Below are 17,054 nucleotides of genomic sequence, written 5' to 3'. Positions count from 1 at the left end.
GCACGAGAAGAAAACCCCGCGCGGTACCGGCCGCGCGGGGTTTTTTTTATTCTGCAGCCGGGACTTCCCGCTTGCCAGTGCGCCGGAATGGCGCCGCCAGTTGGCCCGTCAGCGTCTTCGGCATGGGCGCTTCGATGCCGCAGGCGGCGGGCCAGGCGCGCGGCAGGTGATAGGTGCCGAACAGCCGGTCCAGCACGGGTAATGTGGAGGCGTAGTTGCGGTTGATGTGCTCGAACTTGCTGTGGTGCCAGTGGTGGAAGGCGGGCGTGGCCACCAGCCATTCCAGCGGGCCGAAGCGCCAGCGCAGGTTGGCGTGGATGAAGAAGCCCCAGACGGTACCGATCAGCAACAGCAGCACGGGTGCGGCGCTGCCTGCCGCACCGGGTCCTGCCAGGCCCAGCAGATACAAAGGTGTCAGGCCGAACAGGCGCGTGACGACCATGTCGACCGGATGGGTGCGGGTATTGGCGAGGAAATACAGCTGTTCCGTGCTGTGGTGTACGACGTGGTAGCGCCACAGCCATGGAATTTCATGGCTGAGCCGATGTCCCCAGTAAGTGCCGACTTCGCCGATCAGTAAGCCCAGCAGCAGCTTGCCCCACAGGGGCAGGGCAGACAGGGTGGCGGGGATGGCGTCCGGCAGCAAGCGCTGGCCAGCGATGGCGACCAGGGCCAGCGGCACGGCCAGCAAGGCGGCCGGCAGCAGGCTGCTGATGAAATAAAAGCCCAGGTCGCTGAACAGCTCCGTGCGTGAGCGCCCCGCATGGCGTTCGCCAAAGAAGCGTTCGAGCGGCACGAAGAAAACAGCCAGCAACACCAGCCACAGGCTCAGGCGCAGCACGTCGATGACGATGCCCGGCAGCTGGGTTTGCAGGGTGTGCAGCAGGCTCATTTTATTCCATCAAGCAGTAAGTAGTGTTGCTGTCTCAGGCCGCAACGGCAGCCTTGCGGCGACGCGCCATAAAGCCCAGCAAGCCCAGGCCGCCGATCAGCATGCCCCAGGTCGACGGTTCCGGCACGGCCGACACCAGCGACACGCCATCGAGCAGCATGAACGGTGGCGCGCCCGTCGGGCTGCCCTTGGCCATGAACGACAGCAATTCGCTGCTGTTCGCGGCCGTGAAGGTCATGCTGGTCTGGTGCCAGCCCGTGAAGCCCTGGCTGACGTTGGCGAGCGAGGCCGTTTGCTGCTTGCTGTTGCCCAGCGCAACGTCCCAGTAATTGACCAGGTTGTCGCCGCGGAAACCCACTTGCTGACCTGCGCCATACGAAAAGCTCAGGGTGTACGCCTGGCCTGCGACGAGGCCGCTGACCAGTTGCGTGACGGGACCCGGGAAATAATCCCAGTCGGCCGCCAGCACATTGCCGCCCGTGGGACTGACGCCCAGGCCGTTTTTCGGGCCGCGGCCACTGTAGGAATTCGGACCCCACAAGGCCAGCGCCGTCTTGGCGTTGGTGTCGTCGATGTTGTTGCCGTTCAAGACGAAGTTGTAACCCTTGCTGGACCAGTCGGTCAGGTAGGTGCGGTCGTCGCGGGCGTAGTTGCCTTCGTTCAGCTGTTTCGAAGTGCCGTTGCTGGTCAGTTCGAAGTCGCCATTCTTGACCAGGTTGGTGGTGGCGGCCTGGGCGGCAGAGACGCACAGGGAAGCGGCGGCCAGCGCCAGCAATGCAGCTGTTTTACGCATGATAAAGCTCCAAAAGTGACAGGATAGTGTTGCAGTCTGTCGGCGAGCTTTTGGCCAACGTTCGATTCAATCGCGGAAGGGGCGAGAAGGTACTTCAGAGACAGCGGTGGTGTCTTGTTGACGCGATTATAGCAGCGTTTGGTAAAACGGCATCTAACATGTCTCGAAAACAACAAATATTTTTAAATGGCAATCTTGTTAGGATTAAAGTTTTTATATGTCATGCACGCTACAGCTGCGACTCGATCGGCAGCCGGCGCATCACGGACACCAGCATGCGGCGCCAGAAGCCCGTTTCCGGGTCTTGCGTCCATACTTTGGCGGGTACTTCGGTCGCATCGGACCAGCGCAGGGCGCCGTTATCGAGGAACAAGCGGTAGCTGGTGTCGCTCGCCGTCGAGTGCAGGAACAGCGTGCGCATGTCGGCCGCCAGCGCGGCGTCGTCGAACAGCACGCCCATTTCCGTGTTCAGCTGGGCCGAGCGCGGGTCGAGGTTGAAGGAGCCGACGAAGCCCCGCTGGCCGTCCGCCACCACGGCCTTGGTGTGCAGGCTGGCGCGGCTCGACCCCATCAGGCTGATGCGCTTGCGGTGCTGGGTCTTCAATTCAAACAGTTCGACACCGCCGCCCAGCAGCGTCTGGCGGTAGCGCGCGTAGCCCGCATGCACGAGGGCCACGTCGGTGGCGGCCAGCGAGTTGGTCAGCACCTGGACCTTGACGCCGGCCGCGACCTTGTCGGCCAGGGTGTGTGCCAGTTCCGTGCCGGGCACGAAATAGGGTGAGGTCAGCAGCGCTTCCTGGCGCGCGTCCGTCAGCAGGGGCAGCAAGCTGTGCATCAGCCAGTGCTCGCTGCGCTGCAAACTGGCCACGGGCGCGGCCTTTTCCGGCGGGTCCGACAGCACCTGCACCTGGTCGCTCCAGTGCAGGCGCAGGCGTCCGTCCAGGTGGGCCTGCAGCTGGCCCGCATCGGTCAGTTGGCGCAGGTACGGCGAGGCGCCCAGTTCGCCCGTGAGCGCGTCGAGGCGGGCGCGTACCGCCTGCAGTTCAGCCTCGCCTGCATCCTTGCCTTCGTGCAAGGCTCCGATGGGGATGACGGCGCGGCTGTTCCAGAAGCGGTCGAAGATATCGCTCGTCTGCTGTACGGCAGGCCCCACCAGCAGCAGGTCGGCATCCTGGAAATTGACTTGTTCGGCGGCATCGAAGTATTCATCGCCGATATTGCGCCCGCCGACGAGGGCGACCCGGCCATCGACGATCCAGGCCTTGTTGTGCATGCGCCGGTTCAGGCTGACGGCGCGCAAGGCCATTTCCACGGCGCGCATCCAGATGCCGTCGCGGTTGCGGCCCGGATTGAAGATGCGCACGTCGATCAGCGGATGGCTGTCGAGCGCGAGGATGGCGGCGTCCTGGCCGCGCGCGTTGATATCGTCGAGCAGCACGCGCACGCGTACGCCGCGGTCGGCCGCGCGCAGCAGTTCGCGCACCAGCAGGCGTCCCGTCACGTCGTTATGCCAGATGTAGTATTGCAGGTCGAGGCTGCGGCCCGCTTCGCGCGCGCTCAGGGCGCGCAGGGCGAACGCTTCCAGATTGTCATCGATCAGGGCCGTGCCGCTGTGGCCGGGACGTTGCGCCAGCTGCGGCGCCAGCACGCGGTCGAGCAGGGTGGCGTCCAGCGCCACGGGCAAGGCCGTGCCTGGCGCCCCCAGCGAGCGTTCGGCGAAACGCCCGTAGCTGTACAGGGCGGCAATGCTGAGCACGGCAAACAAGGTGGCCAGCAACAGCAATTTGACGAGCATGCGGCGCACCGTCAGCGGACCGCGCGCAGGCTGAGGCTGCGGCGTGCGGGATGAAGGGCGGTCAGGCGCATGCGGTGTCTTTCGTGAGCGGGGCAGTGGCCGATTGTAGCAGTTTCTATAATGCACGATTTTCATCCGGGAACATCCTTGCCCGTCGTCAAAAATGCGAGAATGGCCAGCTCAATCACTCATCGGGGGATGCAGGCATGGTACGGATTTTGACGGCAATGACGGCAGCCATGTTGTCGGCGAGCGTGGTGGCGGCGCCCGGCGCCGAACCGGCGCAGCAGCAGATACGGCAGGTGCTGGCTGATATTTCGCCGCAGCGCATCGAGGCGCATGTGCGCAAGCTGGTGGGCTTCCAGACGCGGCATACGATGTCCGATACCGTGTCCGACACGCGCGGCATCGGCGCGGCCCGGCGCTGGATCAAGGCCGAGCTGGAGCGCTGCGGCGCGCAGGCGGGCGGGCGTCTGCAAGTGGCGTTCGACAGCCATGTCGCGCCCGTATCGAAACGCATTGCGCGGCCGACGGACATCGTCAACGTGGTGGCGACCTTGCCGGGCAGCCAGCCGCAGTCGGCCGGGCGCATCTATGTCGTCAGCGGCCATTACGATTCGCGCGCCACCGACGTGATGGATGCGCAGGGCGACGCACCCGGCGCCAACGACGACGCGTCCGGCACGGCGGCTGTGATCGAAATGGCTTGCGCGATGGCGCGCCACCGCTTCGACGCCACCATCGTCTTCATGGCCGTGGCGGCCGAGGAGCAGGGTTTGCTGGGTTCCGGTCACTGGGCGCAGCAGGCTAAGTTGAACAAGCTCAACATCGCCGGCATGCTCAACAACGACATCATCGGCAGTTCGCGCGCGGAAGACGGCACGGTCGATGGCGGCCAGGTGCGCCTGTTTGCCGAAGGCATCCCGGCCGTGAAGGAAATGAGCGACGGCGTGCGCGCCCTGGTGGCGACGGGCGGCGAAAACGATTCCATCTCGCGCCAGCTGGCGCGTCATGTGAAACAGGTGGGCGAGCGCTATGTGCCCGGCTTTACGGTCAACGTCATCCAGCGCGCCGACCGCTACCTGCGCGGCGGCGACCACATGCCCTTCCTCGCGCAAGGGTACGCGGCGCTGCGTTTCACGGAACCGCACGAGGATTTTGCCCATCAGCACCAGGATGTGCGCGTGGAGAATGGCGTGCAGTATGGCGACCTGCCGCAATTCGTCGATTATGAGTATGTGGCGAAAGTGGCGCGCGTGAATGCGGCGGCGCTCGCATCGCTGGCCCTGGCGCCGGCCGCGCCCGCCGGCGTGCAGGTGCGCACGGCCCAGCTGGAAAACGCCACGTCACTGGTGTGGCAGCCGAATACGGAACCGGACCTGGCCGGCTACCGCATCGTCTGGCGCGCCACGACGGCCGACCAGTGGCAGGGCGCGCAAGACGTGGGCAATGTCACCGAGGCCAGGGTCAAGCTGTCGAAAGACAACTATTTCTTTGGCGTCCAGGCCATCGACCGTGACGGCAATGTCAGCGTGGCCACGTATCCCATGCCCTTGCGTTAGGCGCTGTTGACGGGCAGGCGCGCAAGAAAGCCGTGGATCTGGGAAACGACGGCTGCGCCTTCTCCGACGGCGGCGGCCACGCGCTTGGTGGAGCCGGCCCGCACGTCGCCGATGGCGAACACGCCCGGCACGCTCGTTTCCAGCGCGGCCCGGTCGGGCAAGTCGGGTGGATACACTCCATGGCCATGGGCGCGGCATTCGGCGCGCGTGACGTCGAAACCCGTGCGGATAAAGCCCTGTTCGTCGACGGCCACGGCGCAGTCGTGCAGCCAGTCCGTGTTCGGATCGGCGCCAACAAACAGGAAGACGCGGCGCACGGCGCAATCGGCTTCCTCGCCCGTGCGGTTGTTACGCCAGCGCACTTCCGTCAAGCCATCGTCGTCGCCTTCGAGGGCGATGATTTCCGTGTGCGTGTGCAAGGTGATGTTGGGCGTGGCGGCGATGCGTTCGATCAGGTAGCTCGACATGCTGGCCGCCAGTCCCTCGCCGCGGATCACCATGTGGACTTTGGCGGCGTGGCCGGATAGAAACACGGCCGCCTGGCCGGCCGAATTGCCGCCGCCAACGAGGATGATCTCTTCCTGCCGGCACAGCTTGGCTTCGATGGGCGAGGCCCAGTAATACACGCCCCGTCCCTCATACGTTTTCAGGTTGGCCAGCGACGGGCGGCGGTAGCGCGCGCCGCATGACAGTACCACCGTGCGGGCGCGCACCTGCGTGCCGTCGCACAGATTGACGCGCAGGGGCCACGTATCGCACAGCAGGTTGGCGGCGCTGGCCGGGGTGGCGATCTCGACGCCGAACTTTTGCGCCTGCACGTAGGCGCGCCCCGCCAGGGCCCGGCCGGAAATTCCAGTAGGAAAGCCCAGGTAATTTTCGATGCGCGCACTGGCGCCCGCCTGGCCGCCGTACGCGCGTTGCTCCAGCGCCAGGACCGATAAACCTTCGGAAGCCGCATACACGGCCGTGGCCAGGCCGGCAGGACCCGCGCCCACCACCAGCACGTCGAAGATCTTGTCGCCGGACAAATCGGGTAGCATGCCCAGGCAGCGTCCCAGTTCCGCATTGCCGGGATTCTTCATGATCTTGCCGTCAGGGCAGACGACCAGCGGCCATTCCTGCGGCGTGGGCTGGTAGCGCTCGGCCAGCGCGGCGGCGGCCGCATCGGTGGCGGGATCGAGCACCGTGTGGGGGTGGCCATTGCTCGACAGAAAACTTTGCAGGTGGAACAGATTGCCATTGCCGCGCGGCCCCACCAGCACGGGGCCGCCGGAATTCGATTCGATCAGCGCCACGCGGCGCAGGATCAGGGCGCGCACGATGCGTTCGCCCATCTCCGCCTCGGCCACGATCAGCGCGCGCAAGGATTCCGAGCTGATGTCGAGCAACTCCACGGCGCCCACGGCGCTGCCGTTGACGAGGGTGGGGCGGCCCGACAATTGCGCCACCTCGGCAATGAAGTGGCCGACGCCCACTTCGCGCAGTACGGACGCCTGTCCCATGACCTCGTGGCGCTTGATGCTGACCCGTCCGGACAGTATCACCAGCATGCCGAAGCTGCTGCTGCCCGCCTCGAACAGCGTCTCGCCATCGGCAAAGTGATGGCGCGTGCCATAGCGCTGCAAGCGCTGCAGTTCGAGCGCATTGAAGACGGGCGAGATCTGGTGGCTGCGGCCGTGCAAGTCGAGCGTGGCGAACTGGACGGGATCGTCCTGCGTCGTTTCGGGAATGAATTCAGGTGTGCTGCTGGCCATGGCGAGTCCGTTCGGAGGCTGAATAAGCAAATAACAAAAATAACTAACAGTGACGAGTCTAGCGCATGCGGCGTGCGCCTGCCGCAATACCCCTTGTGCACGCCCGGAAATGGCGGCGCGGCAGGCGTCATGCGGCATGGGGCGGCGCAGCCGGACGCGCACGCAAGCCCGGATGCCGCCGCCGATCGGCGATACGCCGTCCAGCATCTCATATTAGAATGGGTCTTTGTTGAATCTACTCAAACAGACACGATGGCTTACAAGACACTTGAAGATACGATAGGCAATACCCCGCTGGTGCAGCTGACGCGCTTGCCGGGTGCCGATGCGCTTGCGCGCAACAACGTCATCCTGGGCAAGCTGGAGGGCAATAATCCGGCCGGCTCCGTGAAGGACCGCGCGGCCATGTCGATGCTCAAGCGCGCTGAAGAGCGCGGCGTCATCAAGCCGGGCGATACCCTGATCGAGGCGACCAGCGGCAATACGGGCATCGCGCTGGCCATGGCGGCCGCCTTGCGCGGCTACAAGATGCTGCTGCTGATGCCCGACAACCTCAGCGTGGAGCGCCGCCAGAGCATGGCCGCCTACGGCGCCGACATTTTATTGACGCCGAAGACGGGCGGCATGGAGTATGCGCGCGACCTGGCCGAGCAGATGCAGAAGGATGGCCGCGGCGTGATCCTCGACCAGTTCGCCAACGAAGACAATTCGCGCGCCCACTATGAAAGCACGGGACCGGAAATCTGGCGCGATACGGAAGGCCGGGTCACGCATTTCGTCAGCGCCATGGGCACGACGGGCACCATCATGGGCGTATCGCGCTATTTGAAAGAGAAGAATCCCGCGATCCAGATCATCGGCGCCCAGCCCGAGGAAGGTTCGCAGATTCCCGGCATCCGCAAGTGGCCGGAAGCGTACTTGCCGAAAATCTACGACAAGTCGCGCGTGGACCAAGTGGAATACGTGAGCCAGGGCGTGGCCGAACGCATGGCGCGCAGCCTGGCGGCGGAAGAGGGCTTGTTCTGCGGCATCTCGGCTGCCGGCGCCTGCGAAATCGCGCTGCGCATCTCGCAAACGGTGGAAAACGCGACGATCGTATTCGTCGTGTGCGACCGCGGCGACCGCTATCTCTCGACCGGCGTGTTTCCTGCTTGATAGTTTAATTTGTCGGCCAGAACGGCCTGAGAACTGCTGGAAATACCCCCTCCCCATGGCGGGGAGGGAAAACCTGCGGAACTGGCAGGATCAGCCTTGTGGCGTTTCGCCTTCTTTTGGCTTGAATTGCTTGTCGCTGATGCGGAATTTGTTACGACGGTCACCCATCAGGTAACGCAGGTCGCGGATGCTCAGGTCGCTGACTTCGTGCATGCGGATCAGCAGCGATGCGCCGACCGGCAGGCGGTGGTGGCGGATTTTACTGATGACTGGTGGCGCCACTTCCAGCGCGCGGGACAAGGCTGCGTCGTTTTTCAGGCGCAGGTTTTCGATCAGGGTATCGAGCAGTCTGTTTGGGTTGTACTGAAGCAGATCGTCGGAGTCCGAATCGCTGTTCATATCAATGCCGACTTGGTTTGTCATGATGTTATTGTTCCTTCTGTAGTTGCACTGCAAAGTAAAAAACACTCGGAGCTCGCTCTTGCTGCGTTCATGTTCATTCTTTACTAAAAGGAACGAATTCACACACGGTACGATCCGGGATACAGTTTTTCATGATATATACACAATTGTACAACAGGATTCAATTTCAAGCTGGAAAGCCCGATAATCTTGCTTGGTACAGAATCGGTGTTGTCTAGTTGCAACACCTATTTATTCTTTATTATGCTCTATGATAGAACAAAAATTGTACTTTGACAAAAGTTAAGTATAAAACCATTACTGCATTCCGTGCCGCACAAAGGCTGGCGAGCGAGGCTGGCACATGTTATCGGCCCTACCATAGACCTGTTTGCTGGTCGATTCAATATCGCTTACGCTTTCTTACAAGTAATATTATAACTTTACACTGACTTTCGGTTAGCGTGCGCGCACTTGACTGATGGCCTTGCCCAAGTCAAGCACTGACATGGCATAAAAATAACTTCTGTTGTACTGAGTTATAGCAAAGAAGTTATTGGTTGCCAAGTGATACTCAGTTGCTTCTGAACCATTTTGCAAGTCGATCAGGCCGAACAACATGTTCTGGGGCGTGGACGGCGCGGCACTGACGCCGGCTTCCTGCAATTCCCCCAGCCGGTACTTGGCTTGCAAGCCCTGGCCGATGAATTTTTCCCACGTGCGGCTTGCCGAGACGGTGACGGGATAGGTGCTGATGGCCGGGTCATCGCGCCGCCAGCCGTGCTCGACGAGGAAATGCGCGACGCTGCCGATGGCGTCGGCCGTGGAATTGCGCAGGTCGATGTGACTATCGCCATCGAAGTCCACCGCATATTTCATGATGCTGCTGGGCATGAACTGGGGCAGGCCGATGGCGCCCGCATACGAGCCGAGCAGGGTCAATGGATCGATGCCATCCTTGCGTGCATACAACAGTGCGTTTTCCAGTTCTCCCTTGAAAAACTCCATGCGCGCGGCGCGGGTCGGGCTTTCCGGATAGGAAAACGCCAGAGTCGTCAGCGCGTCGAGCACGCGGAAGCGGCCCGTGTTGCGTCCGTACACGGTTTCCACGCCGATGATGCCGACGATGATTTCGGCCGGTACGCCATATTCGCGTTCCGCGCGCGCCAGCGCTTCCGCATTCTCATCCCAGAATTTCACGCCAGCATTGATGCGTACCGGTTCGATGAAGCGGGAGCTGTACGCTTGCCAGTTCTTCGGCTTGCCCGGTGGCGCCGGTTTCATCAGTTGCACGGTCGATTCGACATAGCGCACCTTGCCGATCAGGGTGTCGAGCTCGGCGCGGTCAAAGCCGTGTTTGGCAGACATGTCGTCGAGGAAGGCGCGTACTTCTTTCCAGTTGGCATAGTCGACAAATTCGCCTTCGAAGTCGAATTTCGCCGGTGCTTTTTTTGCTGCTGTCTTGGCGGGAGGCGCCTTGGCCGCGCGCACGGCACGGGCGCGGTCGGCAGCGGAAATATTGCTGTTTTCGCCAGCGTGCGCCGTGGCCAGGCACAGGGGGAGGGAGAGGAGCAGGGACAGGGCGGGGTATTTGATCGGTAACAAGGAGCGTCTCATCGGCATTGGGTTAACAGGCGGCGCAAGTTGCGCCGCGCGCGGAATTGTTCATCTGGGTTGGCATTACCATACTTCATCGCGGCATAGATTGCCAGAAACTGTGCAATGGCGGCGTGCGCCTCTTGTGTGGCCTTGCCTGCGGCCAACCGGACAGCATAACCGTGCGGGCCTTCATGTGGCGCACGGCTGTAGCCGCGCTGCGCCTGTCGCTGGCAAAACCGCGCGTACAGGCGGTCGAGCGGATCGCCTCGCCGCGCTTGCCGCCACCAGAGCAGTCCACCGGCCACGGCGGACAGCAGGGCCAGCACGGCGCAAGCGACTGCCAGCTTTGTCGCTGGCACGTTTTTCAAGCCGTCGAGCATGGCGCGCTGGCGCTGGGGCGTGGCGTCGAGCACCCAGCTGCTCCAGGCGTGCTCGGCCTGCTGCCATTGCTGGCGCCACGCGGCAACCGCCCCTTGCGCGCCGCCATCGAGGCCTGTCAGAGCCCGCCAAGCCGTCAGCGGCGACGGGGCCGGCGGCAGGGCGGCGTCGAGGTTGCGCTGCGTGCGCAGGGGCGCAACGGCGCCGGTGGGATCGATGCGCACCCAGCCCCGTTGCGCCAGCCACACTTCGCTCCAGGCATGGGCGTCGGACTGGCGCACCGTCAAGCTGTTGTCCGTACCGTTGCGCAAGCCGCCCTGGTAACCGGTGACGACGCGCGCGGGTATGCCCATGGCGCGCATCAGCATGACAAAGCTGCCCGCGTAATGTTCGCAAAAACCCGCTTGCGTGCCAAACAGGAAGTCGTCGACGCCATGCTTGCCCAGCAGCGGCGGCTGCAGGGTGTAGCGGAACGGCGCGCGGCGGAAGTGCTCAAGCACGGCGGCGATGGCGTCGGCGGGCGCCAGCGCTTGTGCGCCGCTGCCGCGCAAGGCGCGGGCCCAGGCCACGCTGCGCGGATTGCTGCCAGTGGGCAAGGCCAGCCATGGCTGCTGCTGTTCTGGCGACAAGCTTGCCTGCAGCCGGTAGCGGGACTGGGAACTGACGCGGTAACGCACGGTCGAAGTAATGGGTTGAATGGTCAGCACTTCCAGCGCGGACGACACGACATACGGATTGCCGGGCAAGCGTTCGATGCTGCGCGGCACGTCGAGCGCGAAGATGCGCCGCTGGCCGCTCGCTTGCAAGCTGACTTCGTAGTGGCTGGGCTGGCCTTCCAGCGCGATGTCTATGCGGCTGTCGCTGGCAGGCGCGCGGCCCTTCGCGCCCCGGCGCGTCCAGGTGGCGCCGTCGAAGTCGCCCAGCACCACGCCGCGCCAGTACAACTGGTCTTGCGGCGGAAGTGCTGTGCTGAAACGGGCCGTGAAGACAGGTTCGCTTGACAGGGCCAGCGAGGCGATGGCGCCCGGCTGCATGCTGTCGGACAAGCCCGTGCGCGCCTGTGCGCCTTCTGTTGCCGTGCCCCACAGGGGACCGTCGACGCGCGGCACGGCAAGAAACAGCACGGCCGACAGGGGGATGGCCAGCGCCAGCATGCGTCCCAGCAAGCCCAGTCTTTGCGCCAGGCGCGGCTGCACGGCGCCGTACTGGGCCGACAGCAGGGCGGCCAGCAGGACGATGACGGTGGCCAGCATCCAGGCGGCGCTGAGGATGCCTTGCGTATGGAAAAAGTTCGCCAGCAGGAGGAAAAAACTGAGGAAGACGAAAACGAAGATGTCGCGCCGGCCATGCATTTCCAGCGACTTCAAGGCCAGCAGCAGGGCCAGCATGGCCACGCCCGGATCGCGTCCCAGCACGGTGCCGTAGCTGGCGTAGACGCCGGCGATGCCGAGCAAGGCCAGCGGCGCCAGCAGGATCAGCTGCGGCTGGCGCCGGCCCCGCACGGTGATGGCGGCGCGCCACAGCAGGAGCGCGGCAGCGGCGGCTGACAGCCACGGGGGCAGGTGCAGCACGTGCGGCGCCAGCACCATGGCGGCGGCCAGCAACAGCAGCACAATGTCGGCCTTGTCACGCGGCAAATTGCTCAGCCAGGCTTTCATGGCGTCGCCTGCGCTGGCGGAAAATCGTGTGGCAAATCGTGCGGCAAACCGTGCAGGGCCAGTGCGCGCAAACAGGCGTCGCGGTGGCTGGCGCCCAGGGCCGGCGCCAGAGCCAGCGCGCCCAGGCGCAAGGCGTATGGCATGCCCGCGCGTTCCGCCTGCAGTACCCAGGCGGCCAGGCGCGACAAGCGCGCTTCCGGCGCCAGCGCGTGCAGGGCCGCATGTTCGAGCACGATGCTGCCATGGGTTGCGCCTGCGGGAGCGTCGGCGGCAGGCTGGAATTGCTTGCTGAATACATGCTCGCCGTCATGGCGGGCGATCTGGCGCCAGGCCAGGCGGTGCAAGGGATCGCCTGGCTGGTAGGCGCGCACGCCGGCCAGCTCCAGAGCGCCATCGGGTGAGTCTGGCTGCCGTGCCTTCTGTAGCGTGCCGGCAGGCAAGGGCAGCGGCGGCGCATTGTGTTCGGGTTGCGGATACACGAGCACGCTTGCGTCGGGTTGCCAGTGGCACCAAGCAAGGAACAGGCCCAGCGGAAAACTGCCGGCCAGGCGTAGCGGCGGTGCAAGCAGCCATCCCCGCTGCGGCGCGGCCACCACGATGTCAACGGCCGTTTCCCCGTGGGCGGCGATGTCGGCCAGGCTGGGCGCTGCCGCCGAACCGCTGATGGCCACGTGGAGCGCATGGCGCGGGCGGGCGCTGCGGTTGATCAGGCGCAAGGTGAACGTGGCCTGGCTGCCCGCGAACACGGGCTTGCCCGGTGTGGCGGCCAGAGCCAGGCCTGCCAGGTTGCGGCTGGCAAATAACATGTCGGCGATGGCGCAGGCGGCCGCGAAATACGTGAGCGCATAGCCCAGGCCCAGGCGGTAATTGACGGCGGCGATCCACAGCGCCAGCAGCAGTGCGGCAAACGCCAGGCCCGCGCCCGAGGGACGGACGTGCACGCGCTGCGCGCCCAGCCAGGGGCGCGCCGGCAGCCATTGGATGTCGCGCAGGCGCACGGCTGTTAGACGGGAATACTCAACAGCATGTGCTGCAGCAGCGCGCGGCTGTCCACGGACCCTTGCGCCGCATGCAGGCGGTGGGCGCAGACGGGCAGCAGCACGGCTTGCACGTCGTCGGGCGTGACGTGGTCGCGGCCTTCCAGGGCGGCCCAGGCGCGCGCCGCCTGCAGCAAGGCCAGCGCGGCGCGCGGGCTCAGGCCATCGGCAAACACGCCCGGCGCGCGCGTGGCGTGCACGAGGGCCAGCACGTAGTCGACGACGGCGGCCGAGGCGTGGATGGCGCGCAGGTCCGCTTGCGCCTGCAGCAATTCTTCCGCGTTCATGACGGCCGGCAAGGTGTGCAGCATGGCGCGGCGGTCGGCGCCCAGCAGCAGAGCCCGTTCGGCGGCTGCATCGGGGTAGCCCAGGGTCACGCACATGAGAAAACGGTCGAGCTGCGATTCGGGCAGGGGGAAGGTGCCCAGCTGGTGCGCGCAGTTCTGCGTGGCAATGACGAAAAACGGCTGCGGCAGCGCGTGCGTGACGCCATCGAGCGTCACTTGCCGCTCTTCCATCGCTTCGAGCAAGCCCGATTGCGTCTTCGGCGTGGCGCGGTTGATCTCGTCGGCCAGCAGCACTTGCGTGAACAGGGGGCCGGGATGAAACACGAAGCTGGCGCTGCCCCGGTCATACACGCTCATGCCGGCCACGTCGGCGGGCAGCAGGTCGCTGGTAAATTGCTGGCGCTTCCATTGCAGGCCCAGCGAGATGGCCAGCGCGTGGGCCAGGGTCGTCTTGCCCACGCCGGGCACGTCTTCGATCAGCAGGTGGCCGCCGGCCAGCACGCAGGCGAGGGTCTGGCGGATCTGCAAGTGTTTGCCGACGAGAACTTCGCCGATCTGCTGTGCGGCCTGGTGTATTTTCGAAAACATGCTATTTCTATCACAGTAAGTCGGATTATTTAATTTACAATCGCTTTGGCCAGGTCAAGCCGTGCCGCCCTCCCGTTGCGTGCACGTGGTAGATTAGTGCGGTAGCGGCACAGACCGGCCAGTGATTTTATGCGAGAACGCGCAGGGCGAACAGGAATGCCATGCAGTGTTCCCGGAGAATGGACAGAGACAGAGGTAACCAGTACAGCGCATGAGCACAGCCATTTATACCCATCCCGATTGCCAGCGCCATGAAATGGGCGACTGGCACCCTGAATCGCCGGCCCGCTTGCAGGCCATCAATGATCAATTGATCCTCGCGCACATCAGCGACCTGGTCGAACACCGCGACGGCGTGCGCGCGCAATTGTCCGATATCGAGCGCAACCACAGCGCCACGGCCATCGGCCTGGTGCGCGACAATGTGCCGCAAGAGGGCGACTACTATCCGCTCGACGGCGACACCCTGCTCAACGCGCACAGCTATGACGCGGCGCTGGCCGCCGCCGGCTCGGCCGTGGCAGCCACGGACGCCGTTATCGATGGCGAGATCAGCAATGCCTTCTGCGCGATCCGTCCGCCCGGCCACCATGCGCGGCCCAGCGAACCCATGGGTTTTTGCCTGTTCAATAATGTCGCCATCGCCGCCAAGCATGCGCTCGACGTGCGCGGGCTTGAACGGGTCGCCATCGTCGACTTCGACGTGCATCATGGCAATGGCACGGCCGAGTCCGTGGCGCACGATCCGCGCATCCTGATGGTGAGTTTTTTCCAGCACCCGTTCTATCCGTACAGCGACGTGGAATCGTATACCGACACGCGCGTCAACGTGCCCGTGCCGGCCCGCTCGAAAGGCGACGCCGTGCGCCAGCTGGTGCTCGACCACTGGCTGCCGGCGCTGCACCGCCAGCAGCCGCAGATGATTTTCATTTCCGCTGGTTTCGATGCCCACCGCGAAGACGACGTGGGCGGCATGGGCCTGGTGGAGGCCGACTACACGTGGATGACGCAGCAGATGATGGCCGTGGCCAATCAGTATGGCAAGGGCCGCATCGTCAGCTGCCTCGAAGGGGGCTACAACCTGTCGTCGCTGGGCCGCAGCGTGGCGGCGCACGTGAAGGCGCTGGCGGAACTCTGACTACAGCAAGGTAGGGCGGCTGCCGGAATGCGTGTGGCGGTGCGTCTGGTAGTCGAGCGCCTCGCCGGCCATGAAGCGGCGCCAGGCCTGCGTGTAGACGAGCGATGATTTATCCGCATCAAAACTGTCGAGCTGCAACATGTCGCGGTGGTGCTTGATTTCATTGACCAGTTGGTCATACAGCATTTGCAAGCCATAGCTGTCGGCGCTCTGGCGTTTCAGGCGCTCTTCCAGCTGCGCCACTTGCCCCTGCAATTGCCGGCATTCCTTCTTCCAGTCATTGCGCGGCACGCGCTTGGGCGCCTTGCCAGTGTGTTCCATCATCATATCGAGCTATCCCCATCGCCTATCTCCCTGCATCTGGCGGGAGCCAGCCTGGAAAATAATTGCTTTTCATTTAAGAGGCGATATTAGAGCACACTTTTTTATTACTCTCAGTAAATAAAAAAATCTACATGGAAATACTTGACCTGGCTTTCCGGGCACGTATCACTGGCGCAGCGCCGCCTTCATGGGCGCTGCAGGGGCGGCTTGCGCCATGTTGCCGTCGTCCGCATACGTGAGGGTCAGCAGGGTATTGTCGTCCCAGCTCGCGTCATGCAGCGGCGGCACGTAGCGCTGGCGGTCTTCCGTGATGCGGATGTCCAGCGTGCGCTCGCCCGAGCGCGCCTGCACGGCAAGCAGCTTGCGGAACACGGGATACGGCACGTGGATCAGCGACGAATGGCACGGCCCGCCCGCCAGGCGGAACAGGTTGCGCCGCACAAACGGCAAGTCATCCTGCTCGACGGCCCAGCGGATTTCGCATTCCAGGCGCAAGTCGCCCAGGCGACGCACGTTCTGGGGCAGGCCCGGCGTGTGGATGTCGGCGCGCCAGCGCAGGGTATCGCGCTTCTTGTTGCTGACCAGGTCGGCATTTGCATCGAAGGCGGTCTTGTCGCGCGTCAAGGTGAAACCGCCGTCCGCCGCCAGCGGCACGGGGATAGACAGGTTGTCGGCCGACAGGTGCAGGGTCACGCCATCGAGCCTGGCTTTCGGCGTGGCGGGGATCAGCATGAAGCGCAGCGGCGCGCCCGGCGCCAGGCGCTGGTGGTCGGCATACGCGTCGAGTCCCTTGAGCATGGTGCGGTAGGGGCGCAGGTCGGGATCGCGCGTGCCTTGCACATCGACAATCTGCTGCATTTCCTGGTGCACTGCGTCGCCCGGCGCCGCCGCTTGTTCCTGGGCCATGGCGGGCAGCAGGCAGGCGCAAAGGGGGACGAGGAGGAGGAAACGGGGAAGATGCATGGAATGCGTGCCAGGTTGAACTTGCAATGGAGAGTCCGCCCAGGCTGGACGGACTGCGGATCTTATCATTCATGTAACTGCTAAATTATCACCAATTGTCTCGTTCGCGTCGCACGGCTGGCGCTGGCGGTGGAAAATGGGACGTCGTGGCGGCAACCACGTAAAATAGCGGATTGACTGAACGATTTTGAAAGCAAGAGCATGGCGATACAATGGTACCCAGGACACATGAACGCGGCCCGCAAGAAAGCGGCCGAAACCATGGAAAACACCGATCTGGTGATTGAAGTGGTGGACGCGCGCCTGCCGGCAGCCAGCTGCAATCCCATGGTGGACGAGCTGCGCCTGTTCCGCCAGCGCCCTTGCCTGAAAATCCTCAACAAGACCGACCTGGCCGACCCTGCCGCGACCGCCGCCTGGGTGGCGTACTTCAATGCCCAGGAAGGCGTGACCGCGTATGCGATGACGACCAAGAAGCCGGGCGACGTGGCGCGCATTCCGGACCTGGCCAAGTCGCTGGCGCCGCATCGCGGCGTGCCGACGAAGCCGCTGCGCATCATGATCATGGGCATCCCCAACGTGGGCAAGTCGACCCTGATGAACGCGCTGCTGAAAAAGCGCGTGGCCAAGGTGGGCGACGAGCCGGCCGTGACGAAAATGCAGCAAAAGCTGTACCTGGACAAGAACACCATCCTTGTCGATACGCCCGGCATGCTGTGGCCGAAGATC

General features: G+C 64.1%; 15 protein-coding genes. 4 read left to right on the top strand and 11 right to left on the bottom strand.

From position 1 onward, the window contains the following. Nucleotides 1-46 precede the first annotated feature (46 nt). The 3 genes from VM94_RS06240 to VM94_RS06230 all read right to left on the bottom strand — a co-directional run bounded on the left by VM94_RS06240 (nt 47) and on the right by VM94_RS06230 (nt 3,480). Complete coding sequence (locus VM94_RS06240; RefSeq protein ID WP_046682675.1) at nt 47-892, bottom strand: sterol desaturase family protein; 846 nt, start codon at nt 890-892, stop codon at nt 47-49. A gap of 34 nt (nt 893-926) precedes the next feature. Beyond that, a complete protein-coding gene (locus tag VM94_RS06235; protein ID WP_046682674.1) occupies nt 927-1,685 on the bottom strand; it encodes a PEPxxWA-CTERM sorting domain-containing protein in 759 nt (252 codons plus the stop codon). 229 nt (nt 1,686-1,914) lie between these two features. After that, entirely contained in the window at nt 1,915-3,480 is a 1,566-nt protein-coding gene (locus VM94_RS06230; RefSeq protein WP_046682673.1) for a phospholipase D family protein, read from the bottom strand. A gap of 206 nt (nt 3,481-3,686) precedes the next feature. On the opposite strand from VM94_RS06230, the gene VM94_RS06225 reads away from it, so the two are divergent. Further along, the gene (locus VM94_RS06225; protein ID WP_046682672.1) at nt 3,687-5,042 is read left to right on the top strand and encodes a M20/M25/M40 family metallo-hydrolase; all 1,356 of its coding nucleotides are present in this window, start codon (nt 3,687-3,689) and stop codon (nt 5,040-5,042) included. On the opposite strand, the gene VM94_RS06220 is transcribed toward VM94_RS06225, so the two are convergent. Next, a complete protein-coding gene (locus VM94_RS06220) occupies nt 5,039-6,796 on the bottom strand; it encodes an FAD-dependent oxidoreductase (RefSeq protein WP_046682671.1) in 1,758 nt (585 codons plus the stop codon). The genes VM94_RS06225 and VM94_RS06220 overlap by 4 nt on opposite strands. 252 nt (nt 6,797-7,048) lie before the next feature. Between VM94_RS06220 and cysM the strand changes: the two genes are divergently transcribed. Further along, on the top strand, nt 7,049-7,951 hold the full coding sequence (gene cysM, locus VM94_RS06215) for a cysteine synthase CysM (protein ID WP_046682670.1): 903 nt from the start codon (nt 7,049-7,051) through the stop codon (nt 7,949-7,951). 90 nt (nt 7,952-8,041) lie between these two features. On the opposite strand, the gene VM94_RS06210 is transcribed toward cysM, so the two are convergent. The 5 genes from VM94_RS06210 to VM94_RS06190 form a co-directional block, all read right to left on the bottom strand. Then, complete coding sequence (locus VM94_RS06210; RefSeq protein ID WP_034751784.1) at nt 8,042-8,374, bottom strand: hypothetical protein; 333 nt, start codon at nt 8,372-8,374, stop codon at nt 8,042-8,044. A gap of 438 nt (nt 8,375-8,812) precedes the next feature. Further along, nucleotides 8,813-9,976 (bottom strand): lytic murein transglycosylase B, encoded by a 1,164-nt coding sequence (gene mltB, locus VM94_RS06205; protein ID WP_082127586.1) that lies wholly within the window; start codon nt 9,974-9,976, stop codon nt 8,813-8,815. Then, nucleotides 9,967-11,988, bottom strand: a complete 2,022-nt coding sequence (locus VM94_RS06200; protein WP_046682668.1) for a transglutaminase TgpA family protein — start codon at nt 11,986-11,988, stop codon at nt 9,967-9,969. Before VM94_RS06200 ends, mltB begins: the two co-directional genes overlap by 10 nt. Then, on the bottom strand, nt 11,985-12,986 hold the full coding sequence (locus tag VM94_RS06195) for a DUF58 domain-containing protein (RefSeq protein ID WP_046682667.1): 1,002 nt from the start codon (nt 12,984-12,986) through the stop codon (nt 11,985-11,987). The genes VM94_RS06200 and VM94_RS06195 overlap by 4 nt, the downstream gene beginning before the upstream one ends. Nucleotides 12,987-12,991: 5 nt before the next feature. After that, on the bottom strand, nt 12,992-13,900 hold the full coding sequence (locus tag VM94_RS06190; RefSeq protein WP_046682666.1) for an AAA family ATPase: 909 nt from the start codon (nt 13,898-13,900) through the stop codon (nt 12,992-12,994). Nucleotides 13,901-14,111: 211 nt separating this feature from the next. Here VM94_RS06190 and VM94_RS06185 point away from each other — a divergent pair, with 211 nt between their 5' ends. After that, nucleotides 14,112-15,038 carry a histone deacetylase family protein gene (locus VM94_RS06185; protein ID WP_046682665.1) on the top strand — a complete coding sequence of 309 codons (927 nt, stop codon included), beginning with the start codon at nt 14,112-14,114 and terminating at the stop codon, nt 15,036-15,038. Here the strand turns inward: VM94_RS06185 and VM94_RS06180 are convergent, their stop codons facing one another. Together VM94_RS06180 and VM94_RS27140 are read right to left on the bottom strand one after the other, a co-directional pair. Next, nucleotides 15,039-15,365, bottom strand: coding sequence for a hypothetical protein (locus VM94_RS06180; protein WP_046682664.1), 327 nt, complete (start codon nt 15,363-15,365; stop codon nt 15,039-15,041). It lies immediately after the preceding gene. A 162-nt stretch (nt 15,366-15,527) separates the two neighbouring features. Then, on the bottom strand, nt 15,528-16,325 hold the full coding sequence (locus VM94_RS27140; protein ID WP_138828898.1) for a hypothetical protein: 798 nt from the start codon (nt 16,323-16,325) through the stop codon (nt 15,528-15,530). Between the two features lie 228 nt (nt 16,326-16,553). Between VM94_RS27140 and VM94_RS28895 the strand changes: the two genes are divergently transcribed. After that, nucleotides 16,554-17,054: YlqF/YawG family GTPase (locus VM94_RS28895; protein ID WP_046682715.1), on the top strand; the 501-nt coding region annotated here is incomplete at its 3' end.

The organism is Janthinobacterium sp. KBS0711, from assembly GCF_000988085.1.
GTDB classification, from domain to species: domain Bacteria; phylum Pseudomonadota; class Gammaproteobacteria; order Burkholderiales; family Burkholderiaceae_D; genus Janthinobacterium; species Janthinobacterium lividum_E.
The sequence above is the reverse complement of the archived record's forward strand: the minus strand, read 5'-3'. Positions and strand labels throughout refer to the sequence as shown.